The sequence below is a fragment of the Pseudomonas sp. PDM16 genome, assembly GCF_014851865.1.
Taxonomy (GTDB): domain Bacteria; phylum Pseudomonadota; class Gammaproteobacteria; order Pseudomonadales; family Pseudomonadaceae; genus Aquipseudomonas.
The window spans coordinates 908,334-928,913 of sequence record NZ_JACVAM010000001.1 but is presented as its reverse complement, the minus strand read 5'-3'; the positions used below and the strand labels follow the sequence as shown (position 1 = coordinate 928,913).

At 67.9% G+C, this 20,580-nt stretch carries 19 protein-coding genes; 5 read left to right on the top strand and 14 right to left on the bottom strand.

Annotated elements, in window-relative coordinates:
- Positions 1-78: 78 nt before the first annotated feature.
- The 6 genes from IB234_RS04315 to IB234_RS04290 form a co-directional block, all read right to left on the bottom strand.
- On the bottom strand, positions 79-2,520 hold the full coding sequence (locus IB234_RS04315; protein WP_192314365.1) for a TonB-dependent siderophore receptor: 2,442 nt from the start codon (positions 2,518-2,520) through the stop codon (positions 79-81).
- Positions 2,521-2,670: 150 nt separating this feature from the next.
- Positions 2,671-3,597, bottom strand: a complete 927-nt coding sequence (locus tag IB234_RS04310) for a FecR family protein (protein WP_192314362.1) — start codon at positions 3,595-3,597, stop codon at positions 2,671-2,673.
- The gene (locus IB234_RS04305) at positions 3,587-4,168 is read right to left on the bottom strand and encodes an RNA polymerase sigma factor (RefSeq protein ID WP_318651971.1); all 582 of its coding nucleotides are present in this window, start codon (positions 4,166-4,168) and stop codon (positions 3,587-3,589) included. Before IB234_RS04305 ends, IB234_RS04310 begins: the two co-directional genes overlap by 11 nt.
- Positions 4,169-4,391: 223 nt before the next feature.
- Complete coding sequence (locus IB234_RS04300) at positions 4,392-5,039, bottom strand: YitT family protein (protein ID WP_192314356.1); 648 nt, start codon at positions 5,037-5,039, stop codon at positions 4,392-4,394.
- A gap of 23 nt (positions 5,040-5,062) precedes the next feature.
- Entirely contained in the window at positions 5,063-5,782 is a 720-nt protein-coding gene (locus IB234_RS04295) for a TylF/MycF/NovP-related O-methyltransferase (protein WP_192314353.1), read from the bottom strand.
- Positions 5,783-5,795: 13 nt separating this feature from the next.
- A complete protein-coding gene (locus IB234_RS04290; protein WP_192315560.1) occupies positions 5,796-6,326 on the bottom strand; it encodes a dihydrofolate reductase in 531 nt (176 codons plus the stop codon).
- 139 nt (positions 6,327-6,465) lie between these two features.
- Here IB234_RS04290 and IB234_RS04285 point away from each other — a divergent pair, with 139 nt between their 5' ends.
- From IB234_RS04285 to IB234_RS04270, 4 genes are all read left to right on the top strand, one after another.
- Complete coding sequence (locus tag IB234_RS04285) at positions 6,466-7,557, top strand: glycerophosphodiester phosphodiesterase (protein ID WP_192314350.1); 1,092 nt, start codon at positions 6,466-6,468, stop codon at positions 7,555-7,557.
- Between the two features lie 80 nt (positions 7,558-7,637).
- Entirely contained in the window at positions 7,638-9,023 is a 1,386-nt protein-coding gene (locus IB234_RS04280; protein ID WP_192314346.1) for a DUF2868 domain-containing protein, read from the top strand.
- Positions 9,016-10,389: a DUF3482 domain-containing protein gene (locus tag IB234_RS04275; RefSeq protein ID WP_192314343.1), complete on the top strand. Its 1,374-nt coding sequence runs from the start codon at positions 9,016-9,018 to the stop codon at positions 10,387-10,389. The genes IB234_RS04280 and IB234_RS04275 overlap by 8 nt, the downstream gene beginning before the upstream one ends.
- Before the next feature lie 159 nt (positions 10,390-10,548).
- Entirely contained in the window at positions 10,549-11,088 is a 540-nt protein-coding gene (locus IB234_RS04270; protein WP_192314340.1) for a hypothetical protein, read from the top strand.
- Between the two features lie 16 nt (positions 11,089-11,104).
- On the opposite strand, the gene IB234_RS04265 is transcribed toward IB234_RS04270, so the two are convergent.
- Positions 11,105-11,986, bottom strand: coding sequence for a DMT family transporter (locus IB234_RS04265; protein ID WP_192314337.1), 882 nt, complete (start codon positions 11,984-11,986; stop codon positions 11,105-11,107).
- Between the two features lie 87 nt (positions 11,987-12,073).
- Here IB234_RS04265 and IB234_RS04260 point away from each other — a divergent pair, with 87 nt between their 5' ends.
- The gene (locus IB234_RS04260; protein ID WP_192314334.1) at positions 12,074-12,976 is read left to right on the top strand and encodes a LysR family transcriptional regulator; all 903 of its coding nucleotides are present in this window, start codon (positions 12,074-12,076) and stop codon (positions 12,974-12,976) included.
- Here the strand turns inward: IB234_RS04260 and IB234_RS04255 are convergent.
- The 7 genes from IB234_RS04255 to IB234_RS04225 all read right to left on the bottom strand — a co-directional run bounded on the left by IB234_RS04255 (position 12,973) and on the right by IB234_RS04225 (position 20,577).
- On the bottom strand, positions 12,973-13,536 hold the full coding sequence (locus tag IB234_RS04255; protein ID WP_192314331.1) for an HD domain-containing protein: 564 nt from the start codon (positions 13,534-13,536) through the stop codon (positions 12,973-12,975). The genes IB234_RS04260 and IB234_RS04255 overlap by 4 nt on opposite strands.
- The gene (locus tag IB234_RS04250) at positions 13,533-14,690 is read right to left on the bottom strand and encodes a TIGR03364 family FAD-dependent oxidoreductase (RefSeq protein ID WP_192314328.1); all 1,158 of its coding nucleotides are present in this window, start codon (positions 14,688-14,690) and stop codon (positions 13,533-13,535) included. The genes IB234_RS04255 and IB234_RS04250 overlap by 4 nt, the downstream gene beginning before the upstream one ends.
- A 121-nt stretch (positions 14,691-14,811) precedes the next feature.
- Positions 14,812-15,831: a putative 2-aminoethylphosphonate ABC transporter substrate-binding protein gene (locus IB234_RS04245; protein ID WP_192314325.1), complete on the bottom strand. Its 1,020-nt coding sequence runs from the start codon at positions 15,829-15,831 to the stop codon at positions 14,812-14,814.
- Positions 15,832-16,008: 177 nt separating this feature from the next.
- Positions 16,009-16,836, bottom strand: a complete 828-nt coding sequence (gene phnX / locus IB234_RS04240; RefSeq protein ID WP_192314322.1) for a phosphonoacetaldehyde hydrolase — start codon at positions 16,834-16,836, stop codon at positions 16,009-16,011.
- Positions 16,837-16,853: 17 nt separating this feature from the next.
- Complete coding sequence (locus tag IB234_RS04235) at positions 16,854-18,563, bottom strand: putative 2-aminoethylphosphonate ABC transporter permease subunit (RefSeq protein WP_192314319.1); 1,710 nt, start codon at positions 18,561-18,563, stop codon at positions 16,854-16,856.
- Positions 18,563-19,603 (bottom strand): putative 2-aminoethylphosphonate ABC transporter ATP-binding protein, encoded by a 1,041-nt coding sequence (locus IB234_RS04230; protein WP_192314316.1) that lies wholly within the window; start codon positions 19,601-19,603, stop codon positions 18,563-18,565. The genes IB234_RS04235 and IB234_RS04230 overlap by 1 nt, the downstream gene beginning before the upstream one ends.
- Before the next feature lie 113 nt (positions 19,604-19,716).
- Positions 19,717-20,577 (bottom strand): LysR family transcriptional regulator, encoded by an 861-nt coding sequence (locus IB234_RS04225; RefSeq protein ID WP_192314313.1) that lies wholly within the window; start codon positions 20,575-20,577, stop codon positions 19,717-19,719.
- Between the last annotated feature and the right edge of the window lie 3 nt (positions 20,578-20,580).

Genomic DNA, 20,580 nt, shown 5'->3' with positions numbered 1-20,580 from the left:
CCCGCCACGCGACTATGCGCCACGGTGTAAACGCAGAACGCCCCGCACAATGCGGGGCGTTTTCTTTGCTGGCCGGATTCAGAAGTTCCAGCGGGTACTGAACATCAGATTCCGCGGATCGCCATAGGACGCCGATGTGTAGAAACCGATGTTGGTGTAGTAGGTCTTGTCGAACAGGTTGTTGACGTTGACGCTGGCCGACAGGTCATCGGTGATCTGGTAGCGCGCCATCAGGTCCACCAGCCAGTAGTCCTCCTGAGAGAACTTCTCCCACTCACTGCGGGGGTTGTTGTAGACCCTTTGCCAGCTATTGCCCTGCCAGCGGGCACCGCCGCCAACGGTAAGCCTGTCCAAGGCGCCTTGGAACCGGTAGCTGGTGTAGAGGCTCAACTGGTCCTGCGGCTCCCAGGTGGACACCTTGTTGCCGCCGTCGTCACGGATGATCTTGTGGGTATAACCCGCCTGGACTTGCCAGCCCGGCGCCAGCTCACCCGAAATTTCCGCCTCGTAGCCCTTGGTCTTGCTGCTGGTGGCCTTGTACGCGAAGAACACCCCGGGGTTGGTCGGGTTGCTGTTGTAGAAGGCGTCTTCCTCGGCACGGTTGTCTTCGTGGATCTCGAAGTAGGCGAGGCTGGCGTTCAGACGGCCCTCGAAGTACTCGGCCTTGAGGCCCAACTCGTAGTTCTGGCCTTCGTTGGGTTCGAGCAGTTGGTCGTCACTGTCGCGGTACCAGCTGTCCTGCGTCATGAAGATATCGGTGTAGCTGGCATACACCGAGTAGGTGTCGTCCAGGTCGTAGACGGCGCCGACATAGGGGATGAAGCGTCCTGACTCGCGAATGGTCGGGTTCAACCCGGTCACACGGTAATCGGCCACACGCCCACCCAGAAACAGGTCCAGGTCGTCAGTCACGTTGAAACGGGCCGTCATGTAGCTGCCCAACTGGCGCGTCTTGTCGTCGATGTACTGAGAAGGCGCACCCCAGTCCGGGATGCCGATCTCGCCATCCCAGTTGGCGAAATCGTCGGTGGTGTTGTCGTAGCCGATCAGGTTCCAGTAGCTCTTGCCCTGCCAGCGGGAGAAGGACGCCGAGGTACCGAGCACCAGCTCATGCTCGCGGCCAAGAAGCTGGAAAGGGCCGCTCAGGTACATGTCCAGCGAATTGCTCTTGGTTTCGCCGGTGTATTTCTGTGCAACGACCATGGCGCTGTTATCCGCAGCGGGCCAGTCGCCCATGATCGCGCCGAGGGGAGCATGGTAACCGTTGATCTTGTGGTCGAGCTGCACCTTGCCGACCCAGCCGTTGGCGAAGTCGTGCTCGAGGTTGGCGAAGACGGTGCGGGTGTATTGCTCCCAGCTGCTCCACGTTGTGCCGTTGTTGAAGGAGCGGGAGACGTCGTTGCGATTACCCTGACTGTCGAACAGCGGGAAGCTACCCGACCAGCCCGAGCCCTTGGGGTCGTTGTCCTGGTAGTCGGCGCCGACGCTGAGCAGGGTGTCGGGGCTCAGGTCGATTTCGAGAATGCCGTAGTAGACGTTGGTCTTGCGCTCGTAGTGATCCATGAACGAGTGCCGGTCCTGGTAGGCGGCGACCGCCCGACCACGGACATTGCCCGCTTCGGTCAGCGGCCCGCTGAGGTCCAGCTCGGAGCGGTAGTTATCCCAGCTGCCGGCTCCCAGTTCGACATGGCCCTTGAATTCACGGGTGGGCTTCTTGCGGATCAGGTTGATCGTGGCGCCGAGCGAGCCGGCCCCGGTGAGCAGGCCGGTAGCGCCCTTGAGCACTTCCACACGGTCGTAGATGGCCATGTCGCTGAGCGTATTGCCGGCGGAATAGCCGACGTTGCGGGCCGTCGAGGGAATCCCGTCATATTGGAAGTTGTTGATCGAGAAGCCGCGGGCAAAGTAATTGTTGCGGTCGGTATCGTAGGCAGAAACCGTGATGCCGGGCGTTTGACGCATGACGTCATCGATGTTGTTGAGACCGAAGTCATCCATTTTCTGCCGGGTGACGACGCTGATCGACTGCGGGGTTTCCCGAGGCGTCAGCACCAGTCGCGTGGCCGTGGCGATGGAGCCTGGCGTATAGCTCTGCGAACCCTCGGTGATCGCCCCCAACTGGTTGGTGATGATGGTGGTTTCTCCCAACTCCAACGTCCCGTCGGTGGCTGTGGAGCGCTCCAAGGTCACCGTATCGCCATCGACGAAACGGGCCACCAGACCAGTCCCCGCCAGCAGACGCGCCAATGCCTCGCTCGCCGCATGGTCACCTGCCAGGCCTGGTGAACTCATGCCCTGGGTCAGCTCGGCCGGCACCAGCACCTGGATGCGCGTTACCGCCGAGAACCCCGCCAGGGCACCATCGAGCGCCTGCGCAGGAATGTCGAAACGGTAAATGCTGCTCTGCGTCTGTGCCGGTTCGGCAGCCTGGACAATCAGAGGCGCAGAAAAGGCCATGGCGATGGCAAGAGACAGCAGAGTCGGCAGACCGCGACTGCAGACGGCGGTGGCGTGATGCATGGTGGGTTCCCCAATGATCGAACTTAGAATTCGGCGCCGCACCCGTCTTGTTGCGAGTGCTTTTTATTTCGCCTCAGTAACCAAGGACGCCAATCCAGTAGAAAACCCTGAAAATAATTTTTTGCCGGCCTCGCGAAGATGAGCCGCGACTCAAGGCTCGCCCTTGCGCAGCACTGTCAGATAGGGCGAATAGTGATCCACGCGCAGGCCAAGCGTCAGTTGCAACGCCCGCATCACCGCTTGCGGCTTGTCGATCTCGAACACCCCGGAAACCGCCTTGCGCTCGAGTGCCGAGTCGGAGATCAGTACGTGCCCCGGCCAGTAGCGATTGAGCTCGGCAACCACCTCGCCCAGCGGCTGCTGGCGGAAGACCAGTTGCCGCTGGCGCCAGGCGAACGCGGCAGCCGGATCAAAGCGTTGCACCTTGCTCAAGTAGCCCGGTCCTGCCTCGACAGTCTCCCCCGGCGCCAGGATCACCTTGCCGGCACCCTCCACCGACGCTTCAACGCGGCCTTCGGCCAGCTGCACACGCGTGCGCTCACCCTGACGTGACACACCAAAGCGCGTACCCAGTACCTGCACGCGGGCGCGTCCGCCCTCCACCACGAATGGTCTGCTCGCATCGTGTGCAACGTCGAACCAGGCCTCGCCACGCAACAGTTGCACCCGCCGCTCGTTCGCCGTGAGTTCAAGCCTCACCGCAGCGTCGGTGTTGAGTTCGATACGCGAGCCATCGGCCAGCTCTATGGCTTCGCGCTCACCGACAGCAGTGTAGTGATCGGCACGCAGGCGATCCGGCCAGGGCGTTTGCCAGGCCGCGCCCAAGGCCAGCACCAGCAGCGCAGCGGCAGCCCAGGGCAACTTACGGCGGCGACGCACCGGCACCACCGGCTGCATGCTGAGCGCAGCAGGCCGCATAGCCGCGAGCAACAGCTGCGCCTCTTCCCAGGCACGCACCTGAGCATCACCCTGCGCCAGCCAGGCTTCGAAACCGAGGCGATCCTGCTCGCTAGCATCCTCGGCACGCAGACGAAAGTGCCAGGCACTGGCCTGAGCAAACAGCTCGTCATCGGTCATTGCTGAGGAGTCCTTGGGAGAGTGTCGGGTGCATACGTGCCTTGACGAAGCTGCGGCAATCGATCAAAGCCTGGCGCAGATGATATTCCACGCTGCGCGCGGTCGTCGCCTCGCGCTCGGCGATCTCGCGATATGCCAGCCCTTCGACGTGATAGAGCAGGAAGATCCGTCGCCGCGGCTCGGGCAGCGCAGCGATGGCCTCACGCAGCAGGTTTTGCTCCTGCTCGGCCGCCAGTCGCTCTGGCAGCCCGGGAGTGGCGCATGCCGGCTCGTCATCCGGCAACTCACCCTCCACCAAACCACGACGTGCGGCCTGACGCTGATGATCGAGCACCAGATTGCCGGCCACCGTGAAAAGGAAGGCGCGCAGATTGTCGATGCGCTCATCGCCCGGCAGGCGCGCCAGACGCAGGAATGCTTCCTGAGTCAGGTCCGCTGCGACCTGTCGATTCCCTGTACGCCGGGCCACGAAAGCCTCCAGAGCCTTTCTCTGTTCGAGAAACAGGCGAGCGAGCTGTGCATTCCAGGACGACAAGACAGCACCCTGAGGCGTGACAAAGAGAGCGCGCACGCTAGCAGAAGATGAGAAGCAATCGCAATAGAACATGAGCCGCACGAGTAGCGGCTATGGCCACTCGCTAGAGCCTCGCCAACTATTGTTGGCGTAGCCACACAGCCTCACGATCATCCAACGGGATAAACGTATGTGGCCGACCACGCCTACCTCGCCGGCACTCGAACTCAGCGTCCTAAAGCACGGGAGCCTTCGAGCACTTGCACGTCTCGGAACACCATCAGCTCACCCCGACATAGCGGTCGGAGCGGTGATTGAGCGCCAGCACCAGGTTGAGCATCACCGCGCCGAGCACCGACAGCGCGACCTTGTCCGGCGTCACCACGAAGATCGCCCCCAGCACGATGACGGCGTCGATACCCATCTGCACCGCGCCGGCGCGCAGGCCGAAGCGCTCCTGGAGAAACAGCGCGAGGATATTCACCCCACCCAGGCTGGCACGGTGGCGGAACAGCATCAGCAGCCCCAAGCCCATGGCCGCGCCGCCGAACAACGCGGCGTACAGCACGTTGAGGTGGGTGAAGGCGACCCAGCCCGGTGTCAGCTCGGCCAGCAGCGACACCAGCAGCACCGCGCAGCCGGTACGCAGGGTGAAGCCCCAGCCCAAGCGCCAGATGCCGAGCAGGTAGAACGGCAGGTTGACCAGGCAGAACACCAGGCCGAATGGCCAGCCGGCCAGGTACTTGGCCAGGAAAGCCACGCCCACCGTGCCGCCGGTGAGCAACCCGGCGTGGGTATAGAAGGCGATACCCAATGCCACCAGGGCGGTGCCGAACAGCAGGGCCAGGGCATCCTCCCACAGCGGGTGGCGGACGAAGAGGGCCGACATGCTGTCCGAGGCCTCCAGAGGCGCTTCCGACTCACTCATGCCAATCGCACTCAGAGTACCGGCTATACGCTAGGTACATGGCAGAGAAACGCCCGCGATGCCGCACCATAGGCGAACCAGGTTTCAAACGTGATGCCAGTGGCCTCACTGAACTCGCGCAAGGCCCGACGCTGGCCTTTCGCGTTGTCGGCCAGGAACAGGTCGTAGTCATCGCACAGCACTACCGTGCCCTGCACCAGATGAGGATGAATCAGGTTGAGTGCATCCCGCGACGAGGCGTAGAGATCGCAATCCAAATGTACGATGGCAGCCGGACGATCGCCGATGGCGTCGGCATTATCGGCGAACAGTCCCTTCACCAGACGCAGGTCTGGCGCCTTGAGGCCTACGGCACTGCAACGTGCCTCGGTCACTTCCATAGGGGCAAAAAAGGTGCCTGAGGCGAGACTGTCCTGCCCCTCATGGTTGTCAGGCATACCGGCAAAGGTGTCGAAGCCATAGAAGGTCGGGGAGTTGAGCACGAACTCGGTAACCCCGCCAATCTGCTCGAAGGGCAGATCGGTTCGCGCGAAGAAACGCCGGGAATGCCGATAGGCCAGCCATGCGCTGGCCAGGCTATCGCCGCGATAAACGCCAAACTCGTAGTAGTCACCACTCAACTGCGTGGCGGAAGCGTATTGCCAGGCCCGCGCCAACGCCCCGTGAGCATCATTCCGCTGCAGGTGCCAGCGCACCCGCAGCTTCCAGTAGGCGAGCCGGACTTTTTCCAGGGTACTCAACACACGCGATCTCCCGTCAGGTTAGTGCTCGACACCATGTTTCGAAACGATAGGCCGGTGTGTTTTCCGTCGCTCCATGCGCCTCACTCTCGCCACAATGCCAGGCGGCCTCGTCGAAGGCCGGGAACCAGGCATCGCCCTTGGGCTGCAGGGCCACGCGGGTCAGGTACAGGCGCGCGGCCTGGGCCAGACCCTGCTCGTAGAGCTGGGCGCCGCCGATCAGCATCAGCTCGTCCACGCCCTGCTCATGCGCCCACTGGTCGGCACGCACGATGGCCTGCTCCAGCGAGGCAAACACCTCGGCCCCTTCCAGCTGCAGCCCGGCCTGGCGGCTGACCACCAGATTGAGGCGGCCCGGCAGCGGCCGGCCGAGCGAATCCCAGGTCTTGCGGCCCATGATGATCGGCTTGCCGAGCGTCTTGGCCTTGAAGTGCTTGAGGTCCGCCGGCAGGTGCCAGGGCAGTTGGTTGTCGCGGCCGATCACGCGGTTTTCCGCGAGGGCGGCGATCAGGCAGAGGGGCAGGGTCTGGTTCATGCCGGCGAGGATACCAGAGGCCCCGGCGTGAAGCAGTGCGCAGCACGCGGCGCGGTCATCGTCCTGCCATGACATGTTCGGTAAACGGTCATCGCGGGCGGTCAGGGTGGATGCGCTGTTACCCTCTCCCCACCCCGCAAGGAGCGTTGCCATGCAGATCCAATCCCTGCGGCATTGGCTGGTCGCCGCCAGCCTGACGTTGCCCCTGTTCGCCCACGCCGGCGATGCCGCGCCCACTGCCCGCGCCGAACCGACGCCCCTGGTCATCGGCCATCGCGGCGCCAGCGGCTATGTGCCGGAACACACCCTGGCCGCCTACGCCCTGGCCGTGCTGCAGGGCGCCGACTACATCGAGCCGGACCTGGTGATGACCCGTGACGGCCAGCTGGTGGCGCGTCACGACAACGAACTGGGGCTGACCACCGACGTCGCCGCGCGCGCCGAGTTCGCCGAGCGCAAGCGCACCCAGACGGTCGACGGCATCAGCCTCACCGGTTGGTTCAGCGAGGACTTCACCCTGGCCGAACTGAAGAGCCTGCACGCCATCGAGCGCATCCCCACCATCCGCCCCGGCAACGCCCGCCTGGACGGTGCCTTCGCGGTGCCAACCCTGCAGGAGATCATCGACCTGGTGAAAACCCTGGAGCGCAGCGAGCGGCGGCGCATCGGCCTGTATATCGAGACCAAGCACCCCACCCACTTCCAGCAGCTCGGCCTGGCCATGGAAGGTCCACTGCTGCGTACCCTGGCGCGCAACGGCTACCAGGACAAGCGCGACCCTGTGTATATACAGTCGTTCGAGGTCGACAACCTGCGGCAGATGGCGCAGCGCAGCCGCCTGCGCCTGGTCCAGCTGTTCGGCAGCGGCCAGCCCTACGATCAACAGGCGCAGGGCTCGACCCTGAGCTACGCGCAGATGGCCACGGCCGAAGGCCTGCGGCGCATCGCCCGCTACGCCGCCGGCGTCGGCCCGGAGAAGAGCTACGTGATCCCACGCGACGCCGCCGGCAACCTCGGCCAGCCGACCCGCTTCGTCGCCGACGCCCACGCCGCCGGGCTCAAAGTGCATCCCTACACCTTCCGCGCCGAGAACGCCTTCCTGCCGACCAGCCTGCGCAGCAGCGAGCGCCCCGAGCAACGCGGCGACAGCGCGGCGGAAATGCGCGCCTACCTCGATGCCGGCATCGACGGGCTGTTCACCGACCAGCCGGACATCGCCGTGCGCCTGCGCCAGCAGCGCTGAGCGGGCAAATGGCCGCCGCCGTGCCACGACGGCGGTTGTGCGGTTATGCTGCGGCCTCATTCCGGTGAAAGAGACGCCGCGTGAGCGAAGCCCGATCGAACCACCTGCAATGCCTCTGGCTGTGCGAAGCCATCCGCCTGCGCGAGGAGCACGCCGGCCCGCTGGAGGACGCCGAAGCCAACCGCCTGGCACGCCAGGCCGGTAGCGACCTGGCTACCCGCATCCAGACCCGCGCCCTGTTCCTCGCCGGCCGCGACGGCCAGGCCCGCGCTCTGCGCCACTGGCTGCAGGGCGCCCGCCTGGCCCTGCTGGTGCTGAGCCTGCTGGCCCTGCTCAGCGGCGCCGGCCTGGCCTTCTCCGCCCTGGGCGACGGTTCGCGCCCGGTCAATGTGTTCTGGGCCCTGGGCAGCCTGCTCGGCCTGCACCTGCTGACCTTGTTCGGCTGGCTGCTCGGCCTGCTCCTGGCCGGCGAGCACCAGGCCGCCCTCGGCCGCCTGTGGCTGTGGCTCAGCGAGAAGCTGGCGCGCGACGCCGCAGCCGCCCAGCTCGGCCCGGCGCTGGTCCTGTTGCTGCAACGCCGGCGCCTCAACCGCTGGCTGCTCGGCGCCCTGGTCCACGGCCTGTGGCTGCTGGCACTGGGCTGTGCGGCGGTGATGCTACTGCTCCTGCTCAGCACCCGGCGCTACGGCTTCGTCTGGGAGACCACGCTGCTCTCCAGCGACGCCTTCGTCGCCCTCACCCACCTGCTCGGCGGCCTGCCCGCCCTGCTCGGCTTCCCCCTGCCAGACGTCGACACCATCCGCGCCAGCGGCGATGCCGCGCTGACCGCGGAAGCCGCCCGCCACGCCTGGGCCGGCTGGCTGCTCGGCGTGCTGCTGGTGTTCGGCCTGCTGCCACGCGCGCTGTGCCTGCTGCTGTGCCTGTGGCGCTGGCAGCACGGCCACAGGCGCCTGAGCCTCGACCTCAACCTGCCCGCCTACCGCTTGCTGGCCGAACACCTGCAACCGCCGGCCGAACGCCTGGGCGTGATCGACCCGGCCCCGGCCGCACTGCCCGAAGCCCAGGCCGGTGCCGCCGTGCAGGCCAGTGCCGGCGCCTTGCTGGTGGCGGTGGAGCTGGACGACAGCCGCCCCTGGCCGCCGCCACTGGGCAAGGGCGTGGCCGATGCCGGCGTACTCGACAGTCGTGAACAACGTCGCCACCTGCTAGAGCAGCTGACCCGTTTCCCGCCGGCGCGCCTGGCGGTGGCCGTCGACCCGCGCCGCTCGCCGGACCGTGGCACCCTGGCGCTGCTCGGTGAGCTGTCGCGCACGGCCGCCGCCACGCGCATCTGGCTGCTCACGCCACCACCGGGCGAGGCCCTCGACAGCCAGCGCCTGGGCGACTGGCACGAGGCCCTGCAGCACCTCGGCCTGGCCTGCGCCGATACCTCCCCCCTGGGCTGGCTGGAGAGCGGCCATGACTAAGGCATTGCGCCTGGCCGTGGTCGGCCACACCAACGTCGGCAAAACTTCGCTACTGCGCACCCTGCTGCGCGACGCCGGCTTCGGCGAGGTCTCGCACCGGCCCAGCACCACCCGCCATGTCGAGGGCGCGCGCCTGTCGATAAACGGCGAGGCTCTGCTGGAGCTGTACGACACCCCTGGCCTGGAAGACGCCATCGCCCTGCTCGACTACCTGGAACGTCTCGACCGCCCGGGCGAACGCCTGGACGGTCCGGCGCGCACACTGCGCTTCCTCGACGGCGCCGAGGCGCGCCAGCGCTTCGAGCAGGAGGCCAAGGTGCTGCGCCAGCTCATGGCCAGCGACGCCGGCCTGTACGTGATCGACGCCCGCGAGCCGGTGCTGGCCAAGTACAAGGACGAGCTGGCGGTGCTCGCCGGTTGCGGCAAGCCGCTGCTGCCGATCCTCAATTTCAGCGCCAGCGAACGCCAGCGCGAGAACGAATGGCGCGAGGCCCTAGCCCGCCTCGGCCTGCATGCGCTGGTGCGCTTCGACACCGTGGCGCCGCCGCTGGATGGCGAACGCCGCCTGTACGAGAGCCTGGCCCTGCTGATCGAGTCGGCCCGGCCGCAGCTGGACCGGCTGATCGCCGACCACGAGGCCCAGGCCGAGACACGGCGCCAGGCTGGCGTACGGCTGATCGCCGAGCTGCTGGTGGACTGCGCCGCCTGCCGCCGTAGCGTCGCCGCTCAGCCGCAGATCGAACAGGGCGAGATCGCCGCGCTGCACCAGGCCGTGCGCCAGCGCGAGCAGCAGTGCGTCGAGGCCCTGCTGCGCCTGTACGCCTTCCGTACCGGCGACGCCCAGGCCGGCGACCTGCCGCTGGCCGACGGGCGCTGGGGTGACGATCTGTTCAACCCCGAAACCTTGCGCCAGCTCGGTGTGAAGGTCGGTGGCGGCATGGCCGCCGGCGCAGCTGCCGGCGCCGGTGTCGACCTGCTGGTCGGTGGCCTCACCCTGGGCGCCGCCGCGCTACTCGGCGCATTGGCCGGCGGCGGCCTGCAGACCGCGCGCAACTATGGCGGGCGCCTGCTCGGCAAGCTCAAGGGCCAGCGCGAGCTGAGCGTGGACGACAACGTGCTGCGCCTGCTCGCCCTGCGCCAACGCCAGCTGCTGGCCGCCCTGCTCGCCCGTGGCCATGCGGCGACCGGCACCATCCAGCTCGATGCCCCGCGTGACGACAGCTGGCGCGAGGGCAAATTACCCGAGGCACTGCGCCGCGCCCGCGCTCACCCCGAATGGTCGTCGCTCAACGCCAATGCGCGCCTGGAACAGGCCGAACGGCGCGAACAGGTCGAGCGCCTGAGCGAGGAATTGAGCGGCAACTGAGGCGTCGCCGGCGGCAGCCGCTTGCCGCCGCATCCCCCGGCGGTTCTCCTCGCCCCGCCGGCAAGTCGCTGATTCGAGAGGCCTTGAGCAAAAAATAGCCGGCCTGGCATCGACCTTGCTCCTGGCACAGTCCGCGCTCATGCGGATCCAGGAGGAGCCATGAACAGCATCAGCGGCATCGCTGGGCAGTATTCGCTGCCCATCAGCGGCCTGCGCAGCAAAGAGGCCTTTCGCGAGGAGGAACAACTGGCGCTGACTCCGCCGGTCGCACCTCCCGCCGCCTTCAAGGCCGACGCGGGCTACAACCACCAGGCGGAGCAGGCCTACGAGGAGTCCTTCGCCAAGCTGCGCGTCAACCTGCAGAACCGCGCCGAGGCCGATGGCGTGGCCACTAGCGTCAACCAGGGCCAGCTCAGCGAGCCCCTTGGCGACGAAGACCCGGCCGTCAAAGCCTTCCGCGAATACATGGCCATGACCCCGGCCGAGAAGATGCGCGACGCCATCCTCAAGGAAATGGGCCTGACCGAAGAGGAGATCGACGCGCTACCACCGGAGAAGCAGGAGGCAATCGAGAAGCAGATCGCCGAGCGCATGCAGCAACGCGCCGAACTGCAGGCGGCCAAGGAGCAGGAGGAGAAGACTAATGGCATCCCAGCCACTGAAGCTGCCAGCGAAGAGCAGACGACGCTCTTCTCCTGAGTACGCGATGGCCTGATCAGCGCCGGCTGAGGCTGGTCCACAAGGTGGCGGCGACGATCAGCAGGCCGCCGATCCAGGCCTGCAGGCTCAGCTCCTCGCTCAGCCAGAGCACGGCGAACAGCGCGCCGAACAGCGGCTCGCTGCCCATCAGCAGGCTGACCCGGGTCGGGCTGCTGCGGCTCAGCGCCCAGTTCTGCACGTAGAAGGCGAACAGGGTGGCAAACAGCACCAGATACAGGCTGCCGACCCAGAACGCCGGCGCGCTTGGCAGCGGCGGCAAGCCGCCGGGCAACAGCAGCGCGCCGAGCAGCAGGCAGCCGAAGCCGATCACCCCGGACTGCACGGCGGTCAGCGCCAGCGGTGGCACTTCGCGGTCGGCGGTAAGGCGCCGTGTCAGGCACACCTGGAAGGCACGCAGCAGCGCGGCGGCCAGCATCAGGCCATCGCCCAGGCCGAAGTCGAGGTCGACGCCACCGCTGAGCAGCCAGGTGCCGAGCAGCGACAACACCACTGCCGGCAGCAGGCGCGCGTCCGGGCGCTGGCCGAGCATCAGCCACTCGACGAAGGGCGTCAGCACTACGCACAGGCTGATCAGGAAGGCGGCGTTGCTCGCCGTGGTCAGCTGCACGCCGTAGGTCTCGCAGAGGAAGATCGCCAGCAGGGCCAGGCCCAGCGGCAGGCCGGGTGCCCAGGCACGCCGGCCTGCGCCGCGCAGCTGCGGCGCCAGCAGCAGGAAGGTGATGCAGAAGCGCACGGCGAGGAAGCCCAGCACCGGATAGAACACCAGCGCCTGCTTGGCCACGCCGTAGCTGGTGCCCCACACCAGCGCCACCAGCAGCAGGAGCAGGTCACTGCCGTGCAGCAGTCGGGAACGATGGGTGGCGGTCAGGCTGGTCATGACGGTGGCTCGCAGTGGCAATGGGGCGATTGTCCATTGCCAACCTCATCGCGATAATCAGGTCATTCCGCACGAGACTCGTTCCCCATGAGCATGAATAACCTGCTACCGCTGATGGCCAGCTTCGTCCGCGTGGTGGAGTGCGGCAGCTTCTCCGCCGCCGCACGCCAGCTGCATACCAGCGGCTCGGCGCTAAGCCGCCAATTGGCCCAGCTGGAGGCGGCCCTGGGCCTGCGCCTGCTGGAACGCACCACCAGACGCCTGCGCCTGACCGAGGCCGGCAGTGAGGTGTTCGAGCGGTGCCGGGAGATGCTCGGCGCCGCCGAAGCCGCCGTGGCGGTGGGCGAGCGGCTGATGAGCGATGCCCGTGGCCAGGTGCGCCTGTCGGTACCCAAGGCCTTCGGCAAGTACCTGGTGGCGCCGCTGATGGCGGATTTTCTGGCCAGGCACCCGGAGGTCGACGTCAGCCTCAACCTCAGCGACCGCAGCCCCGACCCGATCGCCGAGGGCTTCGACCTGATCATCCGCATCACCGAGCAGCCGCCGGAGCAGATGGCCGGCCGGCCCTTGTGCCAGGTCGAACACCTGCTGTGCGCCACACCGCAGTACCTGGCCGACCAGGGCACGCCGCAACATCCGCAGGACCTGGTACGCCATCGCTGCCTGTACCTGGACGAGCGCGCCGACGACCACCGCTGGCACTTCGCCAAGGACGGCGAGCAATGCACGGTGGCCGTGCGCGGACGCTTCGCCAGCAACCACAGCGAAGTGCGCCTCAACGGCGCGCTCAATCACCTGGGCATCGCCTGCCTGCCGAGCTTCACCGCCGCCGAGGCGCTGACAGATGGCAGGCTGGTGCAGGTGCTCGGCGACTGGCGCTACACCGGCTACTACCACGGCACCGCCTGGGCGCTATACCCGTCCAACCGCCACCTGCCACCCAAGCTGCGCGCGCTGATCGACCACCTGGCGGCCGGGCTGGCCGGCTAGGCGCTGTGCAGCACGCGCAGGGCCAGCGCCTCCAGCCAGGCCAGTTCGGCCGCTGGCCGGCCGGGCACCTTGGCCGCCTCGTCCCAGTGGCGTAGGCGCAGGCTGTCGGCGAACAGCGGATCGCGCTCGAAGGCATCGGCCTGCGCCTCGCTCATCGGCCCGCCCTGCCAGCTCAGTGTCTGCAGGCTGGCCGGGCTGAGCGCCGCCAGATAACCCGGCTCGCGCCGGCACAGATAGCGCTTGGCCTCGACATGCCGGGCCACCAGGCCGCTGAGCCGCGCGGAGAAACCCAGGCCGCGCAGCCAGCGCGCACCGACCCGCTCGTGGCCCTGACGGCCGAGGCCGGCCATGCTGTTGTGCGCTGCCGGTGGCACACAGAAGTGACCGACGTCGTGACAGAAGGCGGCGAGGATCAGCTCCTCGTCGGCGCCCTCGTCGCGCGCCAGCTCAGCGGCCTGGACCATGTGTTCGAGCTGGCTGACCGCTTCGCCGATGTAGTCGGCCTGGGCCTGCTGGCGGCACAGGGCGAACAGCTCGGCCACCGCCAGCACGGCACTCACGTCGGCAGCGCCACGGGCCAGTCGCCCTCGCCGAGCAGCGCGGCGATGGTGCGCTCGCCCAGACCGAGGCCGACGCTCATGCCCAGGCCGGTGTGCATCAGCACCGCGGTCACGCCTTCGGCGGCGCGCAGCACGCTGAACGGGCCGGGGCCACGGGAGCCGTACACGCCCTGCCAGCGCTCAACCACCTGCAGGCGGCCACCCAGGGTGTGCTCGGCCAGCTCGATCAGCAGCTGGTCGACGTCCTCGGCGTTGAACGGCGCGGCGTCGCTGCCGTAGTCGTGGGAGTCGCCGATGATCAGCTCGCCATAGGGCGTCGGGCTGACCAGCAGGTGGATGCCGTACTGCTCCAGCAGCGGGTAATCACGGCGGATCTCGGCCTGGATCGCTTCGGCTTCGGGCAGGTCGGCGAAAGCGCCGTAGTGCACGCAGCTGAGGCCGGTGAGCACCGCGTGCTGCAGGTCCAGCGGGCGTTCCAGGCGCGCGCGCAGCATCTGCAGGCGGCACACCGAAGGCTTCAGCGCGGCCATGGGTTCGGCCAGCAGGGTCTGGTAGTCATGGCCGGAGCAGACCAGGATGTGCCGCGCGGTGAAGCGTCCGGCGGTGGTCAGCGCGCTGCCGGACTCGACATCACGGACCAGGGTGGAGAAGTGAAACTCGACGCCGAGGCCACGCAGGTAGTCGACGATTTGCGGCAGCGCCTCGCGCGAGTACAGCTGCTGGTCGTCCAGCCCATGCAGGGCAGCGCGGTGGTGAGCGAAGCGGCCGGCGTAGAGGCCGTCCAGAGCCGCGCCGCGCAGTAGTTCGACGCGGTAGCCGAGCTCACGCGCACGGCCGGCGCAGAAGGCTTCGAGCATGGCCTCCTCGGCCTCGGTGCGGGCGAATACCAGCGAGCCCTGCTGCTTCAGCGCCAGACCGGCGGCCTTGCCCAGCTCGGCCCACAGGCCATGGGCCTGGCGCGCCAGGTCGAGCATCGGCCCCGGCGCCTGGCCGGTGACCAGGGCCTGGCCGAAGTTGCGGATGGAGGCGCCGAGCGGCGTGGCAGTGCGCTCGAAGACCTTGACCTTGAGGCCGCGCTTGGCGCCGGCCCAGGCATGGGCGAGGCCGAGCATGCCGGCGCCGACGACCAGCAGGTCGCAGTCGTGCTGACTCATGGGGAAACTCCTGAAACGAGAAGGTCGGCCGCCAGCGCGGCCGAACGAAAAACTGTCCCGGTCATGGCCGGGTAAAGCTCAGGCGCCCTCCGCCCATGTGGGCGAAGGGGCCTGCGCAGACTTACTGAGCCACCGGCTCGGACTTGCCGTCGTAGCGCTTGCGCCACTCGGCGAGGATCTTGTCGCGGTTCTCCGAGGCCCAGGCGAAGTCGTTCTTGATCAGGCGCTGCTCGTAGTCAGCCGGCAGCTCCTGGAACGGCTCGGCGATGCCCGGCTGGGCCAGTACGGCGAAGTTGGCCTTGTACAGGTCCATGGCCTCGCGGCTGGCGGCAAAGTCGGCGAGCTTCTGCGCCGCTTCCAGCTGGTCGGTGCCCTTGACGATGCCGGTGGCCTCGATCTCCCAGCCCAGGCCTTCCTTGGGCAGCACGATGTCCAGCGGCGCGCCCTTGCGCTTGAGCTGCACGGCCGGGTATTCGAAGGAGATACCGATCGGGAATTCGCCGGCGGCGGCCAGCTTGCACGGCTTGGAGCCGGAGTGGGTGTACTGGCCGATGTTGGCGTGCAGCTTGTCCATGTAGGCCCAGCCGCCGTCCTCGCCGAAGGTCTGCAGCCAGGCGCTGACGTCCAGGTAGCCGGTGCCGGAGGACGCCGGGTTGGGCATGACGATCTTGTCCTTGTACACCGGGTTGGTCAGGTCTTCCCACTTGGTCGGCTTGGGCAGGCCCTGCTTCTCGGCCTCGATGGTGTTGAAGCAGATGGTCGCGGCCCACACGTCCATGCCGACCCAGGCCGGCGGGTTGGCGGCGTCGCGGTAGTTGGCGCCGATCTTGTCCAGGTTGGCCGGGGCGTAGGGCACCAGCATGTCCTGCTGTTTCAGGATCGCCAGGCTGGAACCGGCCAGGCCCCAGACCACGTCGGCCTGCGGGCGATCTTTCTCGGCCAGCAGCTTGGCGGTGACGATGCCGGTGGAGTCGCGCACCCACTTGATGCTGATGTCCGGGTTCTGCTTCTCGAACGCTTCCTGGTAGGGCTTGAGCTGCTCGACTTCCAGCGCGGTGTAGACGGTCAGCTCGGTGTTGGCCTGGGCCTGCAGGGCGCAGGCGGCGAGCAGGCCGGCGGCCAGGGCGGTGCGTTTGAACATGGTGGAGCTCCTAGTGGTGTGGCTAGCGGTTGGCGTTGGTTGTCCGGTCGCGATTGGCTGCGCGTCGGCCAGGCTGTGTCGGAACAGGCCTCGGGATGCTCATTTACCGTTCGTAAACTGCGCTCCCTCGGCCAGCTCCTCCTTGCCTGGCTCTAGCTCGCTCAATCGCTCATTTGTTTATGCGGCCTGCGGGCTCTCGCCACGGGCCAGGCGCGCGTTGATGTGATCGATCACGGCGGGCAGTTCGGCGATGGTGTCGATCAGGTAGTGCGGGCGACTGCCGGCGAACAGGTCGTCGATGCGCGTGCGCTCGGCGGCGCGGCGCTCGGCCGGTAGCGCCTGGTACTCGTCCCAGGAAAGGCCCAAGAAGTTGCCGGAGAAGCGCAGGGCCACGGTCCACATGCCGGCGGCGCGGCCTTCGAGGATGCCCGGCTCGGTATCGTCGACCTTGACGCAGGCGGCGACGTCGTCGAGGCCCAGGGCGATGACGTTGGCCAGCGCCTGCGCCGGGCTCGGCCGGCCCTTGGGCACCTCGTCGGTGGCGACCACGTGATCGGGGCTGTAGCCCTTGGCGGCGGCCAGCTCGACCACCGTGCCCATCACCGCCAGCGGGTAGCCGGAGCAGCTGCCGATGCGCAGGCCGCGCTCGCGCAGGGCGGCGATGGCCTCAAGCGCGCCGGGGATCAGCGCCGAGTGCTCGCCGACCTTGGCGATCTGCAGCGGCATGAAGCGTTCGTAGATGGCGGTGACGTCGGCGTCGCTCGGCAGGCGACCGAAGCGGCGCTGGTAGCGCTCGGCCACAGCCGGCTGATCGCACAGGGTGCGGATGTGGTCCCACTTGCCCATGCCCATCGGCCCGCGCGCCTCGTCCAGGCTCAGCTCGATGTCGAACTGGGCGAAGGCCTCGACGAAGATGCGCGTCGGCGCGAAGGAGCCGAAGTCGACCACGGTGCCGGCCCAGTCGAGGATGGCGGCGCTGAGGCGGGTGGGGGCTTGGTAGTGCATGGCAGTCTCCGAAGGGATCAATGACCGGGCGCCGCGCGCCAGGCCTGGGACCGGCGCAGCAAGCCGCGCGAGGCCCCGGCCAGCAGCAGCGAGACGCCGGCGGAAGTGAGCAGGATCAAGGTGGACATGGCGGCGGCTCCGCCGACGTTGCCGGCGTCGTCCATGTTCAGCACGGCGATGGCGGCCAGCAGGCTGTCCGGGCTGTAGAGGAAGATCACCGCCGACACCGTGGTCATCGCCGAGACGAACAGGTAGCGGACGATGTCGAGCAGCGCCGGCAGGCAGATCGGCAGGGTCACGCGGAAGAAGTGGCGCAGCAGCGGCACCTTCAGCGACAGCGCGGCGGCCTCGAATTCGCCATCGAGCTGGCGCAGGGCGGCGCTGGCGGTCATCTGCGCGGTGGTCAGGAAGTGCGCCACGGTGCAGATCACCAGCAGGGCCAGGCTGCCGTACAGGCCGTGCAGCGGGTTGGCCGGCAGGTTGAAGAAGAAGACGTAGCCGAGGCCGAGCACCAGGCCGGGCACCGCCATCGGAATGAAGCAGAGCAGGCGCAGCAGCTGGGTCAACGGGCTCTGCCGGGTCTTCTCCAGCAGGTAGCTGCCGAGGAAGATCAGCACACCGCCGAACAGCGCGCAGCAGGTCGCCAGCAGCAGGCTGTTGCGGTAGGCCAGCCAGCCGCCGGGCAGCTCGGAGAAGGCGTAGTTGTGCAGCGACAGCGACAGGTCATACGGCCAGAACTTGACCAGCGACGAGTACACCGCCATGCCGAACACGCCGAGCAGGCAGGCGCTGACCAGCAGCACCAGCAGCAGGAAGGTGCCATCGCGGCCGCGGCTGGGCTGCGGGTGGTAGACCTGGGCACGGCCGCCCATGGCGTCGCGCTGGCGGCGGCGCAGCCAGAGGTCGACGGTGAAGCTGAACAGTGCCGGCAGCAGGAGGAACAGGCCGATCAGCGCACCACGGCCGAACTGCTGCTGGCCGACCACCGCCTTGTAGGCCTCCAGCGCCAGCACCTGGTAGTCGCCACCCACCACCACCGGCACGCCGAAGTCGGTGACGCACAGGGTGAACACCAGGCAGGCCGCGGCGAACACGCCCTGGCGGCTGCCCGGCCAGGTGATGCTGCGGAACGCGCGCCACCTGGATGCGCCCATGCTCGAGGCGGCGTCGAACAGCCGCGCATCGGCCAGGGCCAGGGCGCTGAGCAGCACCATCAGCGCGTGCGGGAAGGTGTAGATGACCTGGCCGAGGACAATTCCCCAGAAGCCGTAGACGTTGTCCGTCAGCAGGTGGCGCAGCACGCCCTGGTTGCCGAACAGATAGATCAGCGCGATGCCCGGCAGCATCGACGGCGCCAGCAACGGCAGCAGCGAGATGCCGCGCCACAGGCCCTTGCCCGGCACGCAGGTGCGCTGCAGCGCATAGGCGAAGGCGTAGGCCAGCGGCACCACGATCAGCACCACGGCCAGGGCGCTCTTCAGGCTGTTGCCGAGCAGCCAGCGGAAGTTGGCGCTGGCCACCAGCTCACGCGCAGCAGCCAGCCCGCCGCCCTGCCCCGGATCGCCGGCCAGGCCGCGCCAGAGCATGGCCGCCAGCGGCAGCAGCACGGCGAGCAGCAGCAGAACCAGCAGCAGCCACTGGCCGCCGCGCACGAACAGGCGGTCGGCCAGGTCGGCCGGCCAGCGCCTGGCCGTGGGCAGCGCTTTGAGGATGGCGACCTGCTGCATCAGGCGAACACCTGCAGGCTGCGCGGCGGCAGTGCCACCCAGATCTCGGCGCCGCTCAGGCGCGGCATGGACTCGGGCGCCAGCTCGGCGAGCAGGGCGTGGCCCGGCAGCGCGTCCAGCTCGAAGCTCAGGCGGCAGCGGTTGCCGAGGAAGGTGATCTCGCGCATCTGCGCCGGGAACAGGTTGTCCTCGTGTACCGGCGGGTTGATCACCACCGCCTCGGGACGGCAGAACAGGCGACCGCGCTCGGCCGGTTGGGCGTTCTGCAGGCGCAGGCTGAGGTCGCCGACGCGGGCATGCTCGCCGTCGCGCTCGAACGGCAGCCAGTTGCCCTGGCCGACGAACTCGGCGACGAAGGGCGTGGCCGGCGCGCGGTAGATGTCCTGGGGCGAGGCGTACTGCTCGACGCGGCCGTGGTTCATCACGGCGATGCGGTCGGCCATCAGCATGGCCTCGTCCTGGTTGTGTGTGACCATCAGGGTGGTGATGCCGAGCTGGCGCTGCAGGGCGCGCAGCTCGCCACACAGATGCTCACGCACGCGGGCGTCGAGGGCCGACATCGGCTCGTCGAGCAGTAGCAGCGACGGGCTCGGCGCCAGGGCGCGGGCCAGCGCCACGCGCTGCTGCTGGCCGCCGGAGAGCTGCGCCGGGTACTTCTGCTCGCTGCCGGCCAGGCCGACCAGTTCGAGCATTTCGTTGACCCGTGCGCGGATCGCCTCGCCGCCCTGGCCGGCCAGGCCATAGGCGACGTTCTGCGCCACCGTCAGGTTGGGGAACAGCGCGTAGGACTGGAACAGGATGCCGTAGTCGCGCGCCTGCGGCGGCAGCTCGGAGACGTCGCGCCCGGCGAAGCGGATGGCGCCGCCGTCTTGGCGTTCCAGACCGGCGATGCAGCGCAGCAGGGTGGTCTTGCCGCAGCCGGACGGGCCGAGCAGGCAGACCAGCTCGCCGGCGGCGATGTCCAGCGACACGCCATCCAGCGCCTTGAAGGCGCCGAAGCCCTTGTGGATATCGCGCAGCTGCAGGTCGACGGTGGCCATGACAGAACCTCGTTGTGAATCGAACGAGGCTCATGCTGCGCGCGCAGTGCTAAAGCTTTATGGCAGTTGGGCAAAAGCCGCCGATAGTGGCATCGGCGGATTTGGGTATGAAATTACTCAGCCTGCTCGCGGGCCAGGGCCAGGAAGGCCGCCGGCAGGCGCGCGCCGCGGCGCTCCTTGAGGCAGTAGAGGTATTCCGGGATCAGCGGCGCATCGTCCAACTCGATCACCCGCAGCTCGGGATTGTCCGGCACCTCGTGGCGGGCGATCACGCTGACGCCGATATTGCGCAGCACCGCCTCGCGGATCGACTCGCGGCTGCCGATCTCCAGCAACGGGCCGGGGGCGACGCCGGCATCGCGCAGCATCTGTTCGGTGAGCAGGCGCGTGGTCGAGCCGGCTTCGCGCATCAGCAGGCAGTGGCCGGCCAGCGCCGAGGCGTGCAGGCGCTTGTGCGCGGCCAGCGGGTGGCTGCTGTGCACGGCCAGCACCAGCGGGTCCTGGCCCAGCACGAGTCGGGTGAAGCGGGCGTCCTGTTCCAGCTGCGAGGAGGCGGCAAGGTCGACGCGGTATTCCTCCAGCGCCTCGATCACCTGCTGCGAGTTGCCGATCTCCAGGGTCACCTGGATCTGCGGCAGTCGTTCGCGGAAGCGTTTGACCAGGTCGAGCACGTAGTAGGGCGCGGTGGCGGCGATACGCAGGCTGCCCTGCAACTGGCCGCAGTTGCGCAGGAAGAACTCGATATCGGCCTCCTGCTGCAGCAACTGCTGCACCATCGGCAGCAGCCGTGCGCCCTCCTCGCTCAGGGTCAGGCGGCGGCCGCCACGGTAGAACAGTTCGACGCCGTACTGCGCCTCCAGGCTGCGGATCTGCGTGGTGACCGTGGGCTGGCTGAGGCCGAGCTTCTTCGCCGCCTGGGTGATGCTGCCCAGGCGGGCGACCATGTGAAAGGCCTTGAGCTCGGCCGCCAGCATGGC

Excerpts from the sequence above, each read along its gene's own strand:
- IB234_RS04315 (WP_192314365.1), bottom strand. The coding sequence starts at position 2,520 with ATGCATCACGCCACCGCCGTCTGCAGTCGCGGTCTGCCGACTCTGCTG.
- IB234_RS04310 (WP_192314362.1), bottom strand. The coding sequence starts at position 3,597 with ATGACCGATGACGAGCTGTTTGCTCAGGCCAGTGCCTGGCACTTTCGT.
- IB234_RS04300 (WP_192314356.1), bottom strand. The coding sequence starts at position 5,039 with ATGAGTGAGTCGGAAGCGCCTCTGGAGGCCTCGGACAGCATGTCGGCC.
- IB234_RS04285 (WP_192314350.1), top strand. The coding sequence starts at position 6,466 with ATGCAGATCCAATCCCTGCGGCATTGGCTGGTCGCCGCCAGCCTGACG.
- IB234_RS04275 (WP_192314343.1), top strand. The coding sequence starts at position 9,016 with ATGACTAAGGCATTGCGCCTGGCCGTGGTCGGCCACACCAACGTCGGC.
- IB234_RS04270 (WP_192314340.1), top strand. The coding sequence starts at position 10,549 with ATGAACAGCATCAGCGGCATCGCTGGGCAGTATTCGCTGCCCATCAGC.
- IB234_RS04265 (WP_192314337.1), bottom strand. The coding sequence starts at position 11,986 with ATGACCAGCCTGACCGCCACCCATCGTTCCCGACTGCTGCACGGCAGT.
- IB234_RS04260 (WP_192314334.1), top strand. The coding sequence starts at position 12,074 with ATGAGCATGAATAACCTGCTACCGCTGATGGCCAGCTTCGTCCGCGTG.
- IB234_RS04250 (WP_192314328.1), bottom strand. The coding sequence starts at position 14,690 with ATGAGTCAGCACGACTGCGACCTGCTGGTCGTCGGCGCCGGCATGCTC.
- IB234_RS04245 (WP_192314325.1), bottom strand. The coding sequence starts at position 15,831 with ATGTTCAAACGCACCGCCCTGGCCGCCGGCCTGCTCGCCGCCTGCGCC.
- phnX (WP_192314322.1), bottom strand. The coding sequence starts at position 16,836 with ATGCACTACCAAGCCCCCACCCGCCTCAGCGCCGCCATCCTCGACTGG.
- IB234_RS04235 (WP_192314319.1), bottom strand. The coding sequence starts at position 18,563 with ATGCAGCAGGTCGCCATCCTCAAAGCGCTGCCCACGGCCAGGCGCTGG.
- IB234_RS04230 (WP_192314316.1), bottom strand. The coding sequence starts at position 19,603 with ATGGCCACCGTCGACCTGCAGCTGCGCGATATCCACAAGGGCTTCGGC.
- IB234_RS04225 (WP_192314313.1), bottom strand. The coding sequence starts at position 20,577 with ATGCTGGCGGCCGAGCTCAAGGCCTTTCACATGGTCGCCCGCCTGGGC.